Here is an 18,253-nt window from a genome sequence, read left to right on the forward strand (position 1 = left end):
TTCGACGTCGACCATGCTGGGCGCGGGTCGCCCGGAGCCGAAGCCCGCCGTGCCCGCCAGCCCTGCGCATCGCGCCTATCAGGGCGACGTCGCGGATCGGGTCCGCCGCTTCCTGCCGATGGTCCGCCGCCAGGCATGGCACGTCCACGGCACCGGACGGCCGGGCATCGAGCTGGAGGATCTGGTGCAGGCCGGGCTCGTCGCGCTTACCGAATGCGCGCAAAAGCACGCCGGGCCGACCGAAGACGGCTTTGCCGCTTACGCAAAGATGCGGGTGCGCGGGGCGATGGTGGACATGATCCGCCGCACCATGCCGATGACGCGCGGCGCCAATGAACGCCGCCGCTTGCTGGCCGAGCAGGAAACCGCGCTGCGCGGCAGCCTGGGCCGCGAACCCCGCCCCGATGAACTGGCGAAGGCAATGGGCATCGATGAGATCGAACTGGCATCTTTACGAGGGGACAGCCAGCCGCTGCGCTTCGATTCCATAGATGAGGTGTATTCGGACCAGAACATGGCCTTCGCCACCGAAACGCCGGACAGCTTCAGCATGCTGGCCGACGAGGAAACGCGCGGCGCGGTGATCGAGGCGATCACCGATCTGCCAGACCGGCTCAAGCTGATCGTCCAGCTCTATTTCGTTGAGGAACTTAACCTCGCCGAGATCGCCGAGGTGTTGCAGGTGTCAGTGCCGCGTGTCCACCAGCTGAAGGCCCAAGCCATCGACAAGCTGCGCGCCAGCCTATCGGGCGTAGCGGACATCCTATAAGGCCCGCCGTTATTGCGCGGCCTTGTCCGACAGTAGCGCGGGGGTCAGTACCTGGGGCAGCTTTTCGGGATTGCCGCTACGGTCATACCAGACGTAAAGCGGCACGCCCGCGGCGCCCTGTGCGGTGAGGTAGCGGGTGATTTCGGGATCGCGGCGCGTCCAGTCTCCGCGCAGGACGACGACGCCAGCCTTTTCGAAGGCGGCCTTCGTATCCTCCCGCTCGATGGCGACTTCCTCGTTCACCTTGCAGGTCAGGCACCAGTCCGCAGTCATCCACACGAAGACCGGCTTGCCGCCCCGCCGGGCTTTGGCCAGCGCGTCGGGAGAGAAGGGCTGCGTGGCGATGAGCGAGGCGGCCTGCTGCGCCTGTGGCCGTGGTTCCGGCATGGTGACGATCCCGCCGATCAGGATGGCCAGCGCCAGCAGGGCAGGCACCAAGGCCCTGCGCCCCTTGCGTTGCGCGCGCCCGGCAAGAGCCAGCATCGCCAATACGATAGCCCCGAGGGCCGCAACGTAAGCGAGGGAAGCAGTGCCGCCCAAGCGCCATATCAGCCAGGCAAGAGCCAGCGCAGTCAGCGCCATCGGCACCGCCATGATTCGCCTGAACGTCACCATCCACTGACCGGGGCGGGGCAGTCGCGCGCGTAACGCCGGTACAAAAGCCACCGCCAGGAATGGGAGGGCGATGCCGAAACCCAGAGCGATGAACAGGGACAGCGCGGGCACCACAGGGAGCAGCAGCGCCGCGCCCATGGCGCTCGCCATAAAGGGACCCGTGCAGGGCGTAGCGACGAAAGCGGCCAGCAGACCGGTGGCGAAGGCCCCTTGCGGACTGCCGCCGGACGCAAAGCCGGGCACCGCGAACTCGAAAAGGCCGAGCAAGTTGGCGGTGATCGCCACTGACAGCGCGAACAGGGCGACGACTACCCATGGTTCCTGCAACTGGAAGGCCCAGCCCACTTGCTCGCCCCCGGCACGCAGCACCAAAAGCACCGCGCCAAGGACAAGGCACGCGAAGATCACGCCGGCAGCATAGGCCAGCCCCTCGACCCGCGCATGGGACTCGCTTTCGCCCGCGCGCGCCAGGCTCAGCGCCTTAAGCGACAGGATCGGGAACACGCAGGGCATGACGTTCAGCAGCAGGCCGCCCGCGATAGCCGCCAACAGCAGCCAGGGAAGGGACGGTAGCTCGGGTGCCTCTCCGGTCGTGACAGGGACGCCGCCGATGGGTACGGGGCCGGGCTTGCCGCTGAGGGCGATGCCATTGCCTGCTCCATCCAGCCGCAGGACCGCTTCGATCATATCGGCGCTCCGTGGGGCGAATTTGGCGCGCGGGATGGTGACGATCAGCACGTCGTCCTTGCGGCTGAACAGCTGCGGAGCCGCGTAATCGATCAGCTTGTCCTCCCGCACGAACAAGTGCGGATTGTCCAGCTTGACCGACGAAGGCAGCGGGATCGCAATGCGCAAGTCCTTGCTGGTCAACGAAAATGCGGCAGCGGCGTCAAGCGGAGCGGGCAGGGCGCGCTCCCATTCGTCAAAGCGCTTGGCGCTCGCCGCGTTCAGGGCAGGGCCGGTGACGATCTCTGTCGCCAGTTCGGCGCGCTCCGGGACGCAGATCTGCTCTGTACAGGCGAGCCACTGTGCTTTGACCCGCACCGGCAGCCTTGTTCCGGCGGGGCTGGACGCCGGAACGGTGACGGGCACCAGAACCGCGTACTCGCTTTCGTACACATGGTTCATCAGTCCCTGCACGATAAGCGTGCTTGGCACCGGATAGCGTGGCTCGCCGGTTTTGACGCCGTCCAGCAAGTCCCAGGAAAGCTGCATGCCAAGGCCCGCGTCACCGGGATTGATCCAGTATCCGTGCCATCCCGGCGCGGGCGTCATCCTGATTGCCAGAGTGGCCTCGCCGGTATTGGAGACCGGTCCGGCGACGAGTTCGGCGGTGATATGGCTGGGAGCGGCCTGCGCTGGAACCACGCTTGCCAGCACGGCACCTATAACTACCATAAAGTGACATAGGACCGTCACAAGTACGGCGTAGCGGCGCGAAATCATGATGCTTCCCGTACTCTCGGGCGGCCCTTGCGTTCGGGCAGCGATCCGGTCATCCCCGCCTTGCCTCTTACGCGCGGAATTATCAAGGAACCTGCCTTCGTGCGCACCAGACTGTTCGCATTTGCTTCCACCTTCGCCACCATGCTGGCAGCCGGTAGCGCCATCCCTGCCTTAGCACAGGACGCCGCGCCACCGCCGCCGGTTCAGGCGCCAGCGCCTCAGGCCGCTCCCAAGCTGATCGTGGCGATTTCGGTCGACCAGTATTCGGCCGACCTGTTCCAGCAATACCGTGAGCGTTATTCGAAAGGTCTGGCGCGGCTGCTGCAAGGGGCGGTGTTCCCCTCCGGCTTCCAGTCGCATGCCGCGACGGAAACCTGTCCGGGGCACTCCACCATTCTGACCGGCGTGCATCCCAACCGGACTGGCATCATCGCCAACAACTGGTTCGTGCCGGGCATCGGGCGCACGGACAAGCAGGTCTACTGTTCGGAAGATGAAAGCAATCCGCGAAGCAATTCCGAAGATTCGGTGATCAGCCCGGTCCACCTCAAGGCACCGACGCTGGGCGACCTGTTCAAGAAGAAGAACCCGGCCTCCCTCAATGTCGCGGTTTCGGCCAAGGACCGCGCCGTGGTGATGATGAGCGGGCACACGGCGGATGCGGCGTACTGGTTCAAGGGGCAGGGCTTCACCTCGTTCGAGGATCGCAATCTCTCCCCCGCCGCACGGGCCGAAAACGCCGCGCTGGCGAAAACCGTCGCCGCCGGGGCTGCCGCGCTTCCCGTACCGGCGTGGTGCGGGGAGCTGGACCGGCCGACCGATGTCGGCGGCTTCACCATCGGCACCTACCGCTTTCCGCTGAAGGCGGGGGATTTCAAGGGCTATTCCGCCAGCCCCCGGATGGACGAAGCGACCACCGACATGGCCGTGCGCCTGCTGGACGAAATGCCGCTAGGTAAGGATGTCGTGCCCGACGTGTTGTCTGTCAGCTATTCGGCGACGGACAAGGTCGGCCATGCCTATGGCAACGAAGGCGTGGAAATGTGCATCCAGATGAACGTGCTGGACCAGACGATCGGCACGCTGCTCGACGCACTGGATGCGCGCGGGCTGGATTATGTCGTGGTGCTCACTGCCGACCATGGCGGGGCCGACGCGCCAGAGCGGATGCGCCTGCAAGGCGTGCCGGATGCCGCTCGCCTGGACCCGTCGCTGACGGACGAGGGGCTGTCCGCATCCGTGTCAAAGGCGACCCGGATCGTCCCGAAGGACGGTCCGCTGCTGTATGGCGCAGGCGGATCGGGCGACATCTGGCTGAACGCGGGGCTGACCGCGTCGCAGCGCAAGAAGGTGATCGCCACGCTGGTATCGCAGTTGAAAACCAATCCGCAGATTTCCGGGGCCTACACCGCCGACGAACTGAAGACAGTGAAGGTCCCCAGCGGCCATCCCCAGGACTGGACCGAGATCGAGCGCGTCGCAGCGTCGTTCGACCCTGAGCGATCCGGCGACGTGCTGATGATGACGAAGCGTGCAGTCGTTCCCGGCACCAAGGCTCGCCCCGGCTACACCGCCACCCATGGCAGCCCCTGGGATTACGATCGCCGGGTGCCGATGCTGTTCTGGCGCAAGGGCATGACCCGCATGGAGCAGGCCCAGCCGGTAGAGACGGTGGACATCGCCCCCACGCTGGCTGCGCTGGTCGGTCTGAGCGAACCGGCAGGCACATGGGACGGCAGGTGTCTCGACATCTACGCCGGGGAGTCCGATAGCTGCGCTCGATGAGCGATTCGAATAGTGATGCCAAGCCAGCGGCCGATCGCCGCGATCTGATCATTCTGGGCGGGGGCCTTGTCGGCATGACGCTGGCGCTGGCCGCGGCCCGGGCGGGGATCACCAGCCACGTCATCGACCGTGCCGACCCCGCTGATCTGGTGGCGGTTGGGGCGGACGCCCGCGCGTCGGCGATCTCGACCGCCAGCTGGAACCTGTTCACCAACATCGGCCTGGCGCAGAAGCTGGAGGCGCTTGGCTGCCCGATCGATTCCATCGCGGTGACGGACGGCATGAAGCCGGGACGGATCGACTTTACGCCCAAGCCGGAAGAAGGCTCGCTGGGGCGCATGTTCTCGAACCGCGACTTGCGCATGGCGCTGTTCGCCGCCGCCCGCGAGGAGCCGGCGATCGCCTGGCATGTGAAGACCGAAGCGGTCCATCGCTCGCGCAGCCCTTATGGCGTCGAAGTTGAACTGGCGGATGGCCGGGTGCTGACATCATCGCTGCTCGTCGCTGCGGAAGGGCGCCAGTCGCCCACCCGCGACGAAGCAGGTTTTGCGCTCGCCAAGTGGGAATACAAGCATCGTGCCGTGGTGGCCGCTCTGTTCCACGAAAAGTCCCATGCGAACACGGCGTGGGAAATCTTCTATCCGGCCGGTCCGTTCGCGCTTCTGCCGCTACTGGATGACGAGCAGGGTCGCCATCGCAGCGCACTGGTGTGGACCATTGCGGAAAAGGACGCCGCCGGAGTGCTGGCGATGCCCGATGCGATGTTCGTCAACGAAGTGGCGGAGCGCATGCACGGTGTCCTGGGCACGATATCGCTGGCCGCGCCGCGCATGGGCTATCCCCTGCGGTTCCATCATGCGGGCAAAGTCGTGGACGATCGGCTGGCCGTGATCGGCGATGCCGCCCACGGCATGCACCCGATTGCCGGGCAGGGGCTCAACCTGGGCCTGCGCGATGTCGGGGCGCTGGTCGAGGTATTGAGCGAGGGCATGCGGATCGGACTTGAGCCGGGCGACGCGCAGCTGCTCGCCCGCTACGAAAAATGGCGTTCGCTCGATACGTTCATGGTGATGTCGGTGACAGACGGCCTCACGCGCCTGTTTGGGGTGCCGGGACGTCTGCCCAGCGCGGCGCGGCGTCTGGGCATGGGGGCCGTCCAGCGTCTGCCCGCGTTGAAACGCTTTTTCATGGATGAAGCACGGGGTATGTCGGGCAAATTGCCCGAACTGCTGCAATCCTGAGGCTGCACAGAGCCAGCTTACCTTCTTTTCTTCTTTTCTTCGCTTCTCTCGCCCACCCCGATGATCACATACGGGATAGCGCCCTGCGCGCAGGAAACTTGACGCCGAGTGCGGCGCTACATAAACCGAGTGCGGCGCTACATAAACAGCGCATCAGAACGGTAAATCCGTCGGAGAGAGAGGAGATTCGGAAATGCGTAATTGGGTTGCCGCGCGTTGTGCCTACGACGGGTCCGCCTGTTCGGACATGAAGGCAGCTCTTCTGGCATTTCCGGCAGTTATCGCTCTAATTGGCGCATTCTGGACCCTTGGATTGTTCTGACAATCTGTCTTGGTTGGTTCAATCAAGCTTCATCCACGCATTGTATCACTCGGACTGTCGAACTGAAGAGAAGCCAGTCTGGCGTATAGCCCGCCCCCACGGTTCAGTGCATCGTGGCTACCTTGTTCGACGATACGCCCGACATCCATCACTACGATACGATCTGCTTTTCGCACCGTCGCCAGACGATGAGCGATTACCAGCGTGGTGCGATGGGCCATAAGCCGCTCCAGCGCGTCCTGCACCAGCCTCTCGCTCTCGGCATCCAGCGCGCTGGTCGCTTCGTCCAGCAACAGGATCGGAGCGTCGCGCAGGAGCGCGCGGGCGATGGCAAGCCGCTGACGCTGACCGCCTGACAGCCGCCCGCCATCTTCGCCCAGGAACGTATCCAGTCCTTGCGGCAGGGCCTGAAGGAAGCTTTCCGCATTGGCGGCGCGCGCCGCTTCCCAGATCGCGGCGTCATCGGCATCCCAGTTGCCATAGCGCAAATTGTCGCGCGCGGTGGCGGCGAACAGCACGCCTTCCTGCGGCACCAGCGCGATGCGCTCGCGGATCTGGGCGGGGTCGGCGGAGGAGAGTGGAACTCCGTCGATCTTGATCGCGCCGGCCTGCGGATCGTAAAACCGCTCGGCCAGCTGGAACAGGGTGGACTTGCCTGCGCCTGACGGTCCGACGATGGCCACGGTTTCGCCCGGCTCAATGCTCAGGCTGAAATCGTGCAGAGCGGGAAGATCGGGACGGGAAGGATAGCGGAACGTGACACCCTCGAACGCCAGCTGTCCGCGCGGCGGCTGGGGGAGTTGCTGGGCTCTGGCGGGTGCGGCGATCGTCGGGCGTTCGCCCAGCAGCTCGGCAAGGCGGCTGGCGGCCCCGGCGCCGCGCACCAGATCACCGTAGACTTCGGTCAACGAACCAAACGCGCCGGCGACGATGCCTGCGGTGACGACGAAGGCGGCGATGGTGCCGCCGGTTATCGTCCCCTCGGCCACTCCGATCGCGCCGCGCCACATGATCGCGGTGATCGAACCGAAGATCAGGAACATGATCACGGCGGTCATGATCGCGCGAATGGCGATGCGCTGCTTGCCGGTATCGAACGTGCGTTCCACCGCGGCGGCGAAGCGCTGGTGTTCGCGCCCCTCCTGGTTGAAAGCCTGCACCACCTTCAACGCGCCGAGCACTTCGCCGGTCAGCGCGCCGATGTCGGCCACGCGGTCCTGACTGGAGCGGGAGACGGCACGCAGACGGCGGCCGAATATCGTGATGGGGATGATGATGACCGGGATGGCGATGATCAGCCCCGCCGTCAAAGTCGGCTCCAGGGCAAACAGGTAGACGACCCCGCCGATCGCCATGATCAGATTGCGCAGCGCCACCGATACCGTGGTTCCCACGATCTGCTCGATGATGGCGGTGTCCGCCGTCAGCCGTGAGGAGATTTCCTTGGGGCTGTTATCCTCGAAGAAACTGGGCGCCAGCGTCAGCATGTGCTTCTGCACCCGCAGGCGGACGTCCGCGATCACTCGTTCTCCTAGCCAGGAAACCGAGTAGAACCGGATCGCGGTTGCGATGGCGAGTACCACAACCACGCCCAGGAGCATCAGGAACCAGCGCTGGATCGCGTTCGGGTCCGCCCCTTCCGCAAATCCCTGGTCGATGATCTGGCGAAAGCCGTAGGGTATCGCGAGTGTCGATGTGGCCGTCACGATCAGCGCCAGGCCTGCCGCTGCCATTCTGCCGGGGTATTTCAGCATCTCGCGCCAGACCATGCGCAATGGCCCGAGCTTGTTGCGCGATGATGCTGGTGACGTGGGCGCCGGTTTGTCGGCCTGGCTTGCCATCATGCCGTCTGCCCCGGTGAGATTGCCCTGCGTCGCGTTCATCCGCGCGCCCTTACAACCTCGTGGCGATCAGGAAAAGGCTTCGTTCCGCGAACATTCGTGCCGGTAATCGGGACGAACCGCCGCTCTCATGCGAAAAACCCATGCCAGAATTCGGAATTGCCGCATTGCAACAATATGCGCCGTTTACCTATTACCTTATATAAGACGGCATCAGGCCATGCAGAGGCCAGGAGATTTACCTTGCTCTACAACGCATATGAACTGCAGCGCACCATGCTCAACGGCGCGGCCGCCTGGGCATCGGTCGGCGCGGAAATGCTGAACAACCCCGCCCTGCCAATGGGATACTTCGGGTTCGGACCCATAATGGCGTCCGCGCTGGACGTGTTTGCCCATGCCACCAGCCCGCGCGGCAAGCCCGCGTTCGGGATCGAGACGGTCGGTGTGGACGGCAAGACTTACCCGGTGACCGAATCGATCGTTCTCCGTCGCCCGTTCGCGAACCTGCTCAGTTTCCGCCATGCTGGCCTCCCTGCCGACGCGCCGAAGCTGTTGATTGTCGCACCGATGAGCGGCCACTACGCCACGCTTCTTCGCGGCACCGTCGCCCGCATGCTGGAGCGGTGCGAGGTGTACATCACCGACTGGGCCGATGCGAAACTGGTGCCGATGAGCGCGGGCCGGTTCGACCTTGATGATTACATCGATTACGTCATCGATTTTCTGGAGCATATCGGAGAGGGCACACACGTTCTTGCCGTATGCCAGCCCTCGGTACCGGCCTACGCCGCGACGGCGATCATGGGGGCTCGCCAGAATCCGTGCCGCCCGGCCACGCTGACCATGATGGGCGGCCCGATCGACACGCGTGAAGCGCCCACCAGCGTCAACGACGTCGCCATGCAACAGCCGCTTTCCTGGTTCGAGCATAACGTCATCGCCACGGTGCCTCTCACGTATCCCGGTGGCGGCCGCAAGGTCTATCCCGGTTTCCTGCAGCTGGCGGGCTTCATGGCGATGAACCTGGGCAGCCACATGATGAGCCACTACGGCATGTTCAAGCACATGGTCGCTGGCGACGGTGATAGCGCCGACGCCACCAAGGCGTTCTACGACGAGTATCGCGCAGTCTGCGACATGACCGCAGACTTCTACCTCCAGACGGTGGAGCATGTGTTCCAGAAGCATTCGCTGCCCAAGGGTGAGTTCGTCCACCGGGGCCAGCGCATAGACCTGTCCGCGATTCGCGACACGGCTCTGCTGGCTATCGAGGGTGAGCGGGACGATATTTCGGGCATCGGCCAGACCAAGGCTGCACTACACCTCGCCAGCCATCTGTCCGATGATCGCAAGAAGTATCATCTCGCCGAAGAGGTGGGGCACTACGGCATCTTCAATGGCGGCAAATGGCGCACTCGCATTGCCCCGGTGCTGGAAGACTGGATTTCCCAGCACAGCCGCAAGCCGCTCAAGGTCGTCGCCTGAGCTAATTTATCGGCCTGATTCGCCGCGCTCGAAAGCGGGGCGGATCAGGCGATGCCTTGCTCGCTTGCGCCAGGATGCGCGAGCCATGCGCCGATGGTCTCACGATGGAGTAGATCAGTGCGTTCGATTGTGTTATAAGTGCAACTATGGATCGGGCGCATTCTCGGCGGAAAATACTGACGAACGGGTTGATGGCTGGGCTTGGGTTGGCCTTGCCGACACGAGCGTTTGCGACGGAAGATGCAGCCGATGTTGGCGGCACTTCTGCAACGACCCTTCAAAGCACGTTTCCTTCAATTTCCAGCACGCCGGCGCTCGCCAGTGGGCTGACTTCCTATCAGCGACGTGTTCTGGACGTGGCGGCCCGGCAATCGCAGCGGGTGCGCGGCAGGCTCTGGCGTGCCGACATCGTCGGCGTCGTGGACTTCGCGCAGCCTTCGTCCAGCCCGCGGCTTCATTTTGCGAATCTTGAGGATGGGACCATCAGGTCGTTCCTGGTCGCTCATGGGCGAGGATCGGACCCGGGGCATAGCGGCTGGCTTCAGAATTTTTCCAACGTTCCGGGGTCGGAGGCGACCTCACGCGGTGCTTATCTGACGGCGGAATGGTACAAGGGCAAATACGGCACATCGATCCGCCTGCTCGGTCTTGATCAGGATAATTCGATGGCCCTGCCGCGCGCCATCGTCATGCATCCGGCATGGTATGTCGACACGATGATGGTTGAAAAGTGGGGCAAGCTCGGCCGTAGCGAAGGCTGCTTCGCCATGAGCAATTCCGATTTCAACGAAGCATTGTGGCGCCTTTCCGGCGGTCGCCTGCTATTCGCGGATCGTATCGGCGCGGCGTAAGCGATCGCGTTCCCCCGTGGGAACCGCGCCGTACCGTGTCAGTTCGACCAGAACGTGTTCCGGAAGGGTGCTCTGCTCTTTCGCGCCTCTCCGCACGCAGGATTTAGATGGTAGTTGCCGAGCCTACTCTGGCTGCCGAGATCAAGGATGCGGACTGGCCGCAGTTCGGCTGGATCGATGATGTGCGCCCGGCAATGGCGGAGGCAGTCGCGGCCGGGCAGCCGGTTGCACTCGCAACTCTGTATCAGATTGCAGGCAGCGCCCCTCGGGGGCCAGGTGCGCAGATGCTTTTCACTCCCGGCATGGATGGCATGCTGGCGGCAACCGGCTATTTTTCCGGAGACTGCATCGAAGGCGATGTTGCCAACCACGCCGCGCAAGTGATCGCCGACGGCGAGCCGCGCTGGTTGCATTACGGCATGGGCAGCCCATGGATCGATCTGCGACTTCGTTGCGGCGGCGCATTGCACGTGCTGGTCGAGCGCGTGGCCTCCGATTCCCCGGCGTTGGCTGTGATGTTGCGCCATGCTCGTGAGCGCCGGGTCTGCACCTGGATCAGCGATGGCAGGACGCAGGACGTCATAGCGGATGACGGTCCGTTGCTTGATCTGGCGGGTGAGCCGAAGCGCATCTCCCGGCGCTATGATCCTCCGCGCCGCCTGATCGTGTCCGGCGGTGATCCGGGCGCGCTTGCCGTGGCGCAACTGGGCGCAATGGCGCGTTTCGAAACGATTCTCCTTCGACCAGGCGGTCCCGTTTCCCCGCCGCCCTTTCCGGTAGCGAGATACCTCCGCGAAGAGCCGGCCCAAGCGCTTGAGCATCTGAAGGTGGATCGGTGGACGGCCTATCTTGGCGCGACGCACGAGGATCATCACGACTTGGGCGGATGCCTTGCCGCCCTGCGCGGGAAGGCGGGCTACGTCGGCATGATCGGCGCGAAATCGCGGGCGGCGGACCGTCGCGGGGCGCTGGAGGCGGCAGGCGCCACGGCGGAGGAACTGTCCCGCCTGCATTTGTCGCCGGGGATCACCGGGCTGGGCAAATCGCCATGGGAAGTGGCGACCGGCATTCTGGCCGAGATCATGCAGGCGATCAATCCGGCAAGAGAGCGCGCTTGACGGATCGGGTCGCCGTGGTCCTCGCCGCAGGACACGGTCGGCGCTTTGGCGGCGGCAAGCTGATGGCATCGTTCAGAGGCAAGCCACTTCTCTCTCATGCGATCGCAGTGGCATGTCAGGCCCCCGTGTCACGGGTGATCGTGGTGGCTCGCGCCGAGACGACCGTTGAGACGTCCCCCGGTGCGCGCCCCGTCGACATTCTTCGGATCGAAAGCGATGCGCTGTCGCAGACGTTGAAAGCAGGAATAGCGGCGTCGGCTGGTGCGGACGCCGCTTTCGTATTCCTCGGTGACATGCCGTTGATTCCGGCCTGTCTTGCCCACGATCTGGCACATGCGATCGGCGGGAGTTACGCGGCCCTGCCATGGTGCGAAGGGCGGCCCGGGCATCCCGTCCTGCTATCGGCGCGCGCATTTGCGGACATCGCCATCCTGGACGGGGACGAAGGAGCCGGACGGCTTCTTCGCAATCGCGACGATGTGGCCTATGTCGAGTGCGATGATCCAGCCTGCCTGTTTGACATCGACCGCCCGGACGACCTGCTGCGCGACGCTTAGCAAATCATTGGGTGCTCTTGCTTTATGGCGCACTTTTCGGCTGGCATTGCGCGACATAGCAATTATGTTGCGCGTTATTGCGGGGCATTTCCGATGCCAAGCTTACTATTTTCCTGTCGCACCCCATTTTTGAAAAGGTCAGGACATGCCTCGTTTTTCCGGCAAGGCGCTTGCATTGAGCGCTGCTGTTTCCCTCGTCGCCATCTGCACCGCCGCCCCGTCGATGGCGAAAGAAGCGACTACCACCAAGACCCGCGCATCGTCTGCCCCGGCGGCCGCCAAGCCGACGCTTGCACCATCCAACGACTGGGGCAAATTCGGCGTCCAGACCCAATGGGTGGACCGCTCGGTCAAGCCGGGTGACGATTTCGACGCCTTCGTGAACGGGCTGTGGAACAAGACGGCGGTGCTTCCCGCAGACCGGACCCGTTGGGGTTCGTTCATCGAATTAAGCGACCTGTCGGAACAGCGCGTGCACGGTATCCTTGACCAGCTCGTCGCGTCCAATCCCGCACCGGGCACCGACAACGCGCGTATCGCAGCGGCGTACAAGGCGTTCATGGACACCAACGCCATCAACGCGGCAGGGCTGACCCCCGCCAAGCCCTATCTCGATCGCATCAAGGCGGCGAAGAACCCGGCGGATCTCGGCCGCCTGTTTGGCCAGCCCGGCTATGCCTCGCCGCTGGGCGCCTACGTGAACGCCGATGACAAGCAGAGCGACATCTACGCGCTGAACATCGGCGTGTCGGGGCTGGGCCTGCCCGATCGCGACTATTACCTGAAGAACGACGAGCGCTCAGTCACGCTGCGCAACAAGTACAAGGCCTACCTTGCGTTCCTGCTGGGCAAGGCCGGCAATGCCAACCCGCAGGCCGCCGCCGATGCGGTGCTGGCGCTGGAAACCAGCATTGCCAAGGCCGACTGGGATCGTGCCGCCGCCCGCAACCCCGATCTTACCTACAACAAGGTGCCCGTCGCCGAGTTCGAGGCGATGGGATCGAAAGGTACGGTGCGCAGTTTCCTCGACAGCCTGGGCGCGCAGAAGGCCAGCTACGTCCTGGCCGCTGAAATCCCGCCGACTGCCGAAGAACTGTCCGCAGCCCGCATCGATCCGGCCAAGGCACAGACCTTGTTCGGTGGTGGCGTTCCCGCTGTCGTCAAGCTGGTAGAGACGGTTCCGCTTGCCACTTGGCAGGCCTACCTGACCGCGCATTTCCTGAGCGACAATGCAGCCGTTCTGCCGTCCGATATCGACGCTGCCCACTTCGACTTCTATGGCAAGACCCTGTCCGGCCAGCCCGAGCAGCGTCCTCGCTGGAAGCGGGGCATTGGCGCGGTTGAAGGCATGGCCGGGGAACTCGTCGGCAAGATCTACGCCGAAAAGTACTTCCCGCCCGAGCAGAAGGCAGCGATGGCTGATCTGGTCGCCAACCTTCGCAAGGCGATGGCCGCCAACTTGCGCGACCTTTCGTGGATGAGCCCGGCAACGCGGGTGGAAGCCGAAGCGAAGCTCAACGCTTTCACGCCCAAGATCGGCCATCCTGAAACGTTCAAGACCTATCAGGGCCTGACCTTCAAGCCCAACGATCCGCTGGGCAATGCCTTGGCCGCCGGGAAGTGGGAAACCAATTTCCAGATGAACCGCATCGGCCAGAACGTCGACCGTGCCGAATGGGGCATGCTGCCAGAGACGGTGAACGCGTACTACAACCCGACCTTCAACGAGATCGTGTTCCCTGCCGCCATCCTCCAGCCGCCGTTCTTCAACCTGACGGCGGACCCGGCGGTGAACTACGGCGCGATCGGTGCGGTGATCGGGCACGAAATGGGCCACGGCTTCGACGATCAGGGCGCCAAGTCCGACGGGACCGGCAACCTGCGCGACTGGTGGACCGCTTCGGACAAGGCCGCCTTCGAAAAGCTGCAGGACAAGCTTGCCGCCCAGTATGATGCGCTTTGCCCGTTCGACGATGGCAAGACCTGCGTGAACGGACGCCTGACGATGGGTGAGAACATCGGCGACCTTGGCGGTCTCAGCCTGGCCTACCGCGCCTATAAATTGTCGCTGAATGGCAAGCCCGCGCCGGTGATCGATGGTTTCACTGGCGACCAGCGCTTCTTCATGGGCTGGGCGCAGGTGTGGCGTAGCAAGGTGCGCGAGGAGCAGGCGCGCCAGTACCTGATCACCGACCCGCACTCGCCCCCGCAGTACCGCATCAACGGCATCGTACGTAACTTCGACGAGTGGTATAAGGCGTTCGACGTGAAGCCCGGCGAAAAGCTATATCTCGCTCCGCAGGATCGCGTGCGCATCTGGTAATGCAATCGGCGGCCCTCGCTTCGGTATCAAGCGAGGGCCGCCCTTCAACCGTTATTTCACCGTATCGACCGCCGGGCCTGCTTGACTTGGCCGTACCATCCGGCATGACCTCCCGCCGATGGACCTGACTTTTACCGCAATCCTCCTCGGCATTGTCGAGGGGCTGACCGAATTCCTGCCGGTATCCTCTACCGGCCACCTCATTCTGGCGACCCGCCTGTTCGGGTATGATGCCGGCCAATGGGCCACTTTCAACATCGTCATCCAGCTGGGCGCGATCCTGGCGGTCATCGTCCAGTTCTGGAGGACGTTCTGGGCCGTGGGCATGGGCTTGCTCAAGTTCCATCCCACGTCGCTGCGGTTCGTCCGCAACATCCTGCTGGCATTCATCCCGTCAGCGATCCTGGGGCTGGCGCTGAAAGACTATATCGATGCCATGCTCGGTGAGCCTGCCATCGTGGCCTGGGCACTGATCATCGGCGGCATCGCTATCCTTGGCGTCGAGAAAATCGCCAAGCCCGGTCCGTTGACCGGCGTTGCCGAGCTGCCAGCCAAGCAGTGCCTGGGTGTTGGTCTGGCGCAATGCCTTGCCATGGTCCCGGGCGTCAGCCGTTCCGGCGCGACGATCATGGGCGCACTGGCAATGGGGGTAGAGCGGCGGACTGCCGCTGAATTCAGCTTCTTCCTTGCCGTACCGACGATGATCGGCGCGACGACGCTCGAACTGCTGGGCGCGCGCGACAAGCTCATGGCGGGCACTGGCCCCGTCGGCTGGGATGAGATCGGGATCGGGTTCTTCGTCTCGTTCGTGGTGGCGCTGGTAGTGATCAAGGCGTTCATGGCCTTCGTCAGCCGTTCCGGCTTTGCGCCGTTCGCCTGGTACCGTATCGTGGCCGGGGCGCTGGCATTGTTCCTCCTTTCAAGGGTCTGACGTCATGGGCGGTGAGAAGTCTGGGAAGCTGCACCGCAAGGAATACGAAAAGCTGCTCGAACCGATGGCCGAGGAACTCGTCGGCATGGCGCGCTGGGCGCAAGTGTCCGGCGCGCGGATCGTGGTCCTGTTCGAGGGACGGGATACGGCGGGGAAGGGCGGCGCGATTGCCGCCATTTCCGATCACGTCAATCCGCGCCAATGCCGCACCGTCGCACTCCCGGCGCCCAGCGATCGGGAAAAGAGCCAGTGGTATCTCCAGCGCTATGTCCCGCACCTTCCGGCCAAGGGAGAGATCGTGCTGTTCGATCGATCCTGGTACAACCGGGCCGGGGTGGAGCGGGTCATGGGGTATGCGACCGAGGCACAGGTCGATGCCTTCCTGCAGCACGCACCGCTGTTCGAGCGGGCGCTGGTCGATGATGGCATCCTACTCTTTAAATACTGGCTGACGTGCGACCAGGAAAAGCAGGAAGAGCGCATCGCCGAACGGGCGCAGGACCCGCTCAAGCGGTGGAAGCTGTCACCGGTCGATATCGCCGCGCGCGAAAAATACGCGGATTACACCAAGGCGCGCGAGGCGATGCTGAAAGCAACGCACACCGACCAGGCGCCATGGACGCTGGTGGACTTCAACGACCAGAAGCGTGGCCGGCTCACGCTGATTCGCGACCTGCTTGATCGCTTGCCCGACATGGCCTGCGATGAGCCGGAACTGGACCTTCCACCGCTTGACGGAAAGCTGCATCGCGAGAAATTCGGCGTTCTTAAGCCGATCGCGCCGTTTTCGGCTCCTTGATCGATTGCGATCATGTGTGCCGCGCTTGACTTTGTGCCCCTGATCCAGCAAGGGGCGCAACCTTGAAGGGCGGCGCTACCCGTGCCGCCTTCGCTGTTTCAAACGAATGGAACGCCGGTCTGTGATCGCATGACGGGCGACTGAAAAGAGTACAGGAAACCGTCATGGCGAAGCCCGCAACCGTCAAGATCCGTCTGGTCTCGACTGCCGACACCGGATTTTTCTACGTCACGAAGAAGAATCCCCGGAACACGACCGAAAAGATGAACTTCAAGAAGTACGATCCCGTCGTGCGCAAGCATGTCGAGTTCAAGGAAGCCAAGATCAAGTAAGGTTCACGGTCGGTTCAAGGCTGTGGACCCATTGGGGAAGCCATGAACCAACTGACCAGAACTTTTCGCGTGGGCGCGGCCGCTTTGGCCGCGCTTGTCGTTCCAGCCGGCGCTTTCGTGGCACCTGCGGCAATTGCAGCGCCGTCGTCGTCCGCCGATGCTGAGCAGCTCGCGCAGGCAGTCGATGCGCTGCGCGCGATCGATACGATGAAGGCGGACTTCGTTCAGACCGATCGCTCCGGTCAGACCGTACGCGGCGTGATGACGCTGAAGCGGCCCGGCAAGATCCGTTTTCAGTATGAAAAAAGCGCCAACATGCTGATCGTCGGCGATGGCAAGGCGCTGACGCTCATCGACTACGACGTGCGGCAGGTGCAGCGCTGGCCCATCAGCAACAGCCCGCTGGGCGCGTTGCTCGATCCCAAGCGCGATGTCGCCAAGTACGGCAAGGTGCTGCAGACCGGCAATCCGAACGTCACCAGCATCGAAGTGCGCGATCGTTCGCATCCCGAATACGGCGTGATCACGCTGATCTTTTCGCGCAAGCCATCAGCGCCCGGCGGGCTCGAACTGACCTATTGGGTCTCGCTCGATTCGCAGAACAAGCGCACCACGATCGCGCTTTCCAACCAGCGTTATGGCGTCCCGGTGACCGACAGCGATTTTCGCTGGAACGACCCGCGTCCAAGAAATCGTCGCTAAAAAGGGTTTCGTCGTCCGTCGGAACCGGCCTGTCGGCTGACGTTCTGACACGGCGACAAACTGCGACAGTTTTCTGAATTTCGTTCACTTGGCAGCAAGGCGGGGCACCCTACATAGGTTGTGTCAAAGCGGTTGTGAGGCGGGTTTTCCCCCCTGTTGCCCGCGCCTCCTGAGTGGCCGCTTTGATACTAGCGTGACGAACGCTTACAGGAACCCTCGAGCCTCTGCCCCCGGCTCGGGGGTTTTCTGTGTCTACAGTTTGCCGCCATGGGAAGCGGGCACGCCCTCTGGCAATTCCGGTTGGCGATGCCTAAAGCCAGCGCCATGAAAATTGCCACCTGGAATATCAACTCCGTCCGACTTCGCATCAATCAGGTGGAGCGCCTCCTGACAGAGCAGGCGCCGGACGTCCTGTGCCTGCAGGAGATCAAGGTGGCCGAGCATCTGTTCCCGCACGATATGTTCGAGCGGCTTGGCTATACCTACCGGGCGATCCACGGCCAGAAGGGCTACCACGGTGTCGCCACGGTTTCGAAAGTGCCGTTCCGCGATTTCTCGAAGCACGATTGGCAGGACAACGGGGAAGCTCGCCACGTCGGCGTCGAACTGCTGGGGCCGGGCCAGGGCATGATCCTGGAAAACGTCTATATTCCCGCCGGGGGCGATATCGCCGATCGCACGGTAAACCCCAAGTTCGGGCAGAAGCTGGACTTCCTGGAACGGATGACCCGTTGGGCGGACACGATCGACCGACCCACACTGATCGTCGGCGATTTCAATATCGCCCCTCTCGATTGCGACGTCTACGATCACAAGGCGCTGCTGAAAGTGGTCAGCCATACGCCGATCGAGGTGGAGACGTTGAAGCGGTTTCAGGATGCGCACGGGTGGGAGGATATGGGCCGCCGCTTCATTCCGGCCCCGGAACGCAATTATTCCTGGTGGTCGTATCGCAGCTTCTGGCGGCAGAAGGATCAGGGCCGCCGCCTGGACCACATGTGGGCCTCGCCCGATCTTGCCCCGCAAGCACGGGCGCATCACTTCGTGGAAGAGACACGGCGCTGGGACCAGCCCAGCGATCACATCCCGCTGATCACGGAGTTCGAGCTCTGAGCGCGGCGCTGCCCTCGCGC

15 protein-coding genes are annotated in these 18,253 nt (G+C 63.6%); 13 read left to right on the forward strand and 2 right to left on the reverse strand.

The genetic code is table 11. From position 1 onward, the window contains the following. Window positions 1-13: 13 nt before the first annotated feature. Window positions 14-769 (forward strand): sigma-70 family RNA polymerase sigma factor, encoded by a 756-nt coding sequence (locus ACZ1JM_RS16220; protein WP_465135105.1) that lies wholly within the window; start codon window positions 14-16, stop codon window positions 767-769. A gap of 9 nt (window positions 770-778) precedes the next feature. Here ACZ1JM_RS16220 and ACZ1JM_RS16225 read toward each other — a convergent pair whose 3' ends face one another. Beyond that, a complete protein-coding gene (locus ACZ1JM_RS16225; protein WP_465133389.1) occupies window positions 779-2,830 on the reverse strand; it encodes a protein-disulfide reductase DsbD family protein in 2,052 nt (683 codons plus the stop codon). Window positions 2,831-2,971: 141 nt separating this feature from the next. On the opposite strand from ACZ1JM_RS16225, the gene ACZ1JM_RS16230 reads away from it, so the two are divergent. Then, entirely contained in the window at window positions 2,972-4,615 is a 1,644-nt protein-coding gene (locus ACZ1JM_RS16230) for an alkaline phosphatase family protein (RefSeq protein ID WP_465135106.1), read from the forward strand. Next, window positions 4,612-5,856 carry a UbiH/UbiF/VisC/COQ6 family ubiquinone biosynthesis hydroxylase gene (locus tag ACZ1JM_RS16235; RefSeq protein ID WP_465133390.1) on the forward strand — a complete coding sequence of 415 codons (1,245 nt, stop codon included), beginning with the start codon at window positions 4,612-4,614 and terminating at the stop codon, window positions 5,854-5,856. The genes ACZ1JM_RS16230 and ACZ1JM_RS16235 overlap by 4 nt, the downstream gene beginning before the upstream one ends. A 351-nt stretch (window positions 5,857-6,207) precedes the next feature. Here the strand turns inward: ACZ1JM_RS16235 and ACZ1JM_RS16240 are convergent, their stop codons facing one another. Next, window positions 6,208-8,019 (reverse strand): ABC transporter transmembrane domain-containing protein, encoded by a 1,812-nt coding sequence (locus tag ACZ1JM_RS16240; protein WP_465135107.1) that lies wholly within the window; start codon window positions 8,017-8,019, stop codon window positions 6,208-6,210. Between the two features lie 243 nt (window positions 8,020-8,262). Between ACZ1JM_RS16240 and ACZ1JM_RS16245 the strand changes: the two genes are divergently transcribed. The 10 genes from ACZ1JM_RS16245 to ACZ1JM_RS16290 all read left to right on the forward strand — a co-directional run bounded on the left by ACZ1JM_RS16245 (window position 8,263) and on the right by ACZ1JM_RS16290 (window position 18,233). After that, a complete protein-coding gene (locus ACZ1JM_RS16245) occupies window positions 8,263-9,507 on the forward strand; it encodes a polyhydroxyalkanoate depolymerase (protein WP_465133391.1) in 1,245 nt (414 codons plus the stop codon). A 188-nt stretch (window positions 9,508-9,695) separates the two neighbouring features. Continuing rightward, window positions 9,696-10,358: a murein L,D-transpeptidase catalytic domain-containing protein gene (locus ACZ1JM_RS16250; protein ID WP_465133392.1), complete on the forward strand. Its 663-nt coding sequence runs from the start codon at window positions 9,696-9,698 to the stop codon at window positions 10,356-10,358. Between the two features lie 107 nt (window positions 10,359-10,465). Beyond that, window positions 10,466-11,476 (forward strand): XdhC family protein, encoded by a 1,011-nt coding sequence (locus tag ACZ1JM_RS16255; RefSeq protein WP_465133393.1) that lies wholly within the window; start codon window positions 10,466-10,468, stop codon window positions 11,474-11,476. After that, complete coding sequence (locus ACZ1JM_RS16260) at window positions 11,473-12,033, forward strand: nucleotidyltransferase family protein (protein ID WP_465133394.1); 561 nt, start codon at window positions 11,473-11,475, stop codon at window positions 12,031-12,033. The genes ACZ1JM_RS16255 and ACZ1JM_RS16260 overlap by 4 nt, the downstream gene beginning before the upstream one ends. A 145-nt stretch (window positions 12,034-12,178) precedes the next feature. After that, a complete protein-coding gene (locus tag ACZ1JM_RS16265; protein ID WP_465133395.1) occupies window positions 12,179-14,356 on the forward strand; it encodes a M13 family metallopeptidase in 2,178 nt (725 codons plus the stop codon). Between the two features lie 118 nt (window positions 14,357-14,474). After that, window positions 14,475-15,287 carry an undecaprenyl-diphosphate phosphatase gene (locus tag ACZ1JM_RS16270; protein WP_465133396.1) on the forward strand — a complete coding sequence of 271 codons (813 nt, stop codon included), beginning with the start codon at window positions 14,475-14,477 and terminating at the stop codon, window positions 15,285-15,287. 4 nt (window positions 15,288-15,291) lie between these two features. Beyond that, complete coding sequence (gene ppk2 / locus ACZ1JM_RS16275; RefSeq protein WP_465133397.1) at window positions 15,292-16,086, forward strand: polyphosphate kinase 2; 795 nt, start codon at window positions 15,292-15,294, stop codon at window positions 16,084-16,086. A 164-nt stretch (window positions 16,087-16,250) separates the two neighbouring features. Further along, a complete protein-coding gene (gene rpmG / locus ACZ1JM_RS16280; protein ID WP_160986321.1) occupies window positions 16,251-16,418 on the forward strand; it encodes a 50S ribosomal protein L33 in 168 nt (55 codons plus the stop codon). Between the two features lie 42 nt (window positions 16,419-16,460). After that, window positions 16,461-17,120 carry a LolA family protein gene (locus ACZ1JM_RS16285; RefSeq protein ID WP_465133398.1) on the forward strand — a complete coding sequence of 220 codons (660 nt, stop codon included), beginning with the start codon at window positions 16,461-16,463 and terminating at the stop codon, window positions 17,118-17,120. A 324-nt stretch (window positions 17,121-17,444) separates the two neighbouring features. After that, complete coding sequence (locus ACZ1JM_RS16290) at window positions 17,445-18,233, forward strand: exodeoxyribonuclease III (protein WP_465133399.1); 789 nt, start codon at window positions 17,445-17,447, stop codon at window positions 18,231-18,233. Window positions 18,234-18,253 lie beyond the last annotated feature (20 nt).

It is taken from the genome of Novosphingobium sp. BL-S-24, assembly GCF_055521575.1.

Bases quoted from the DNA above. Each gene is read 5' to 3' on its own strand.
- ACZ1JM_RS16220 (WP_465135105.1), top strand. From the start codon at position 14: ATGCTGGGCGCGGGTCGCCCGGAGCCGAAGCCCGCCGTGCCCGCCAGC.
- ACZ1JM_RS16225 (WP_465133389.1), bottom strand. From the start codon at position 2,830: ATGATTTCGCGCCGCTACGCCGTACTTGTGACGGTCCTATGTCACTTT.
- ACZ1JM_RS16230 (WP_465135106.1), top strand. From the start codon at position 2,972: ATGCTGGCAGCCGGTAGCGCCATCCCTGCCTTAGCACAGGACGCCGCG.
- ACZ1JM_RS16235 (WP_465133390.1), top strand. From the start codon at position 4,612: ATGAGCGATTCGAATAGTGATGCCAAGCCAGCGGCCGATCGCCGCGAT.
- ACZ1JM_RS16240 (WP_465135107.1), bottom strand. From the start codon at position 8,019: ATGGCAAGCCAGGCCGACAAACCGGCGCCCACGTCACCAGCATCATCG.
- ACZ1JM_RS16255 (WP_465133393.1), top strand. From the start codon at position 10,466: ATGGTAGTTGCCGAGCCTACTCTGGCTGCCGAGATCAAGGATGCGGAC.
- ACZ1JM_RS16265 (WP_465133395.1), top strand. From the start codon at position 12,179: ATGCCTCGTTTTTCCGGCAAGGCGCTTGCATTGAGCGCTGCTGTTTCC.
- ACZ1JM_RS16270 (WP_465133396.1), top strand. From the start codon at position 14,475: ATGGACCTGACTTTTACCGCAATCCTCCTCGGCATTGTCGAGGGGCTG.
- ppk2 (WP_465133397.1), top strand. From the start codon at position 15,292: ATGGGCGGTGAGAAGTCTGGGAAGCTGCACCGCAAGGAATACGAAAAG.
- rpmG (WP_160986321.1), top strand. From the start codon at position 16,251: ATGGCGAAGCCCGCAACCGTCAAGATCCGTCTGGTCTCGACTGCCGAC.
- ACZ1JM_RS16285 (WP_465133398.1), top strand. From the start codon at position 16,461: ATGAACCAACTGACCAGAACTTTTCGCGTGGGCGCGGCCGCTTTGGCC.
- ACZ1JM_RS16290 (WP_465133399.1), top strand. From the start codon at position 17,445: ATGAAAATTGCCACCTGGAATATCAACTCCGTCCGACTTCGCATCAAT.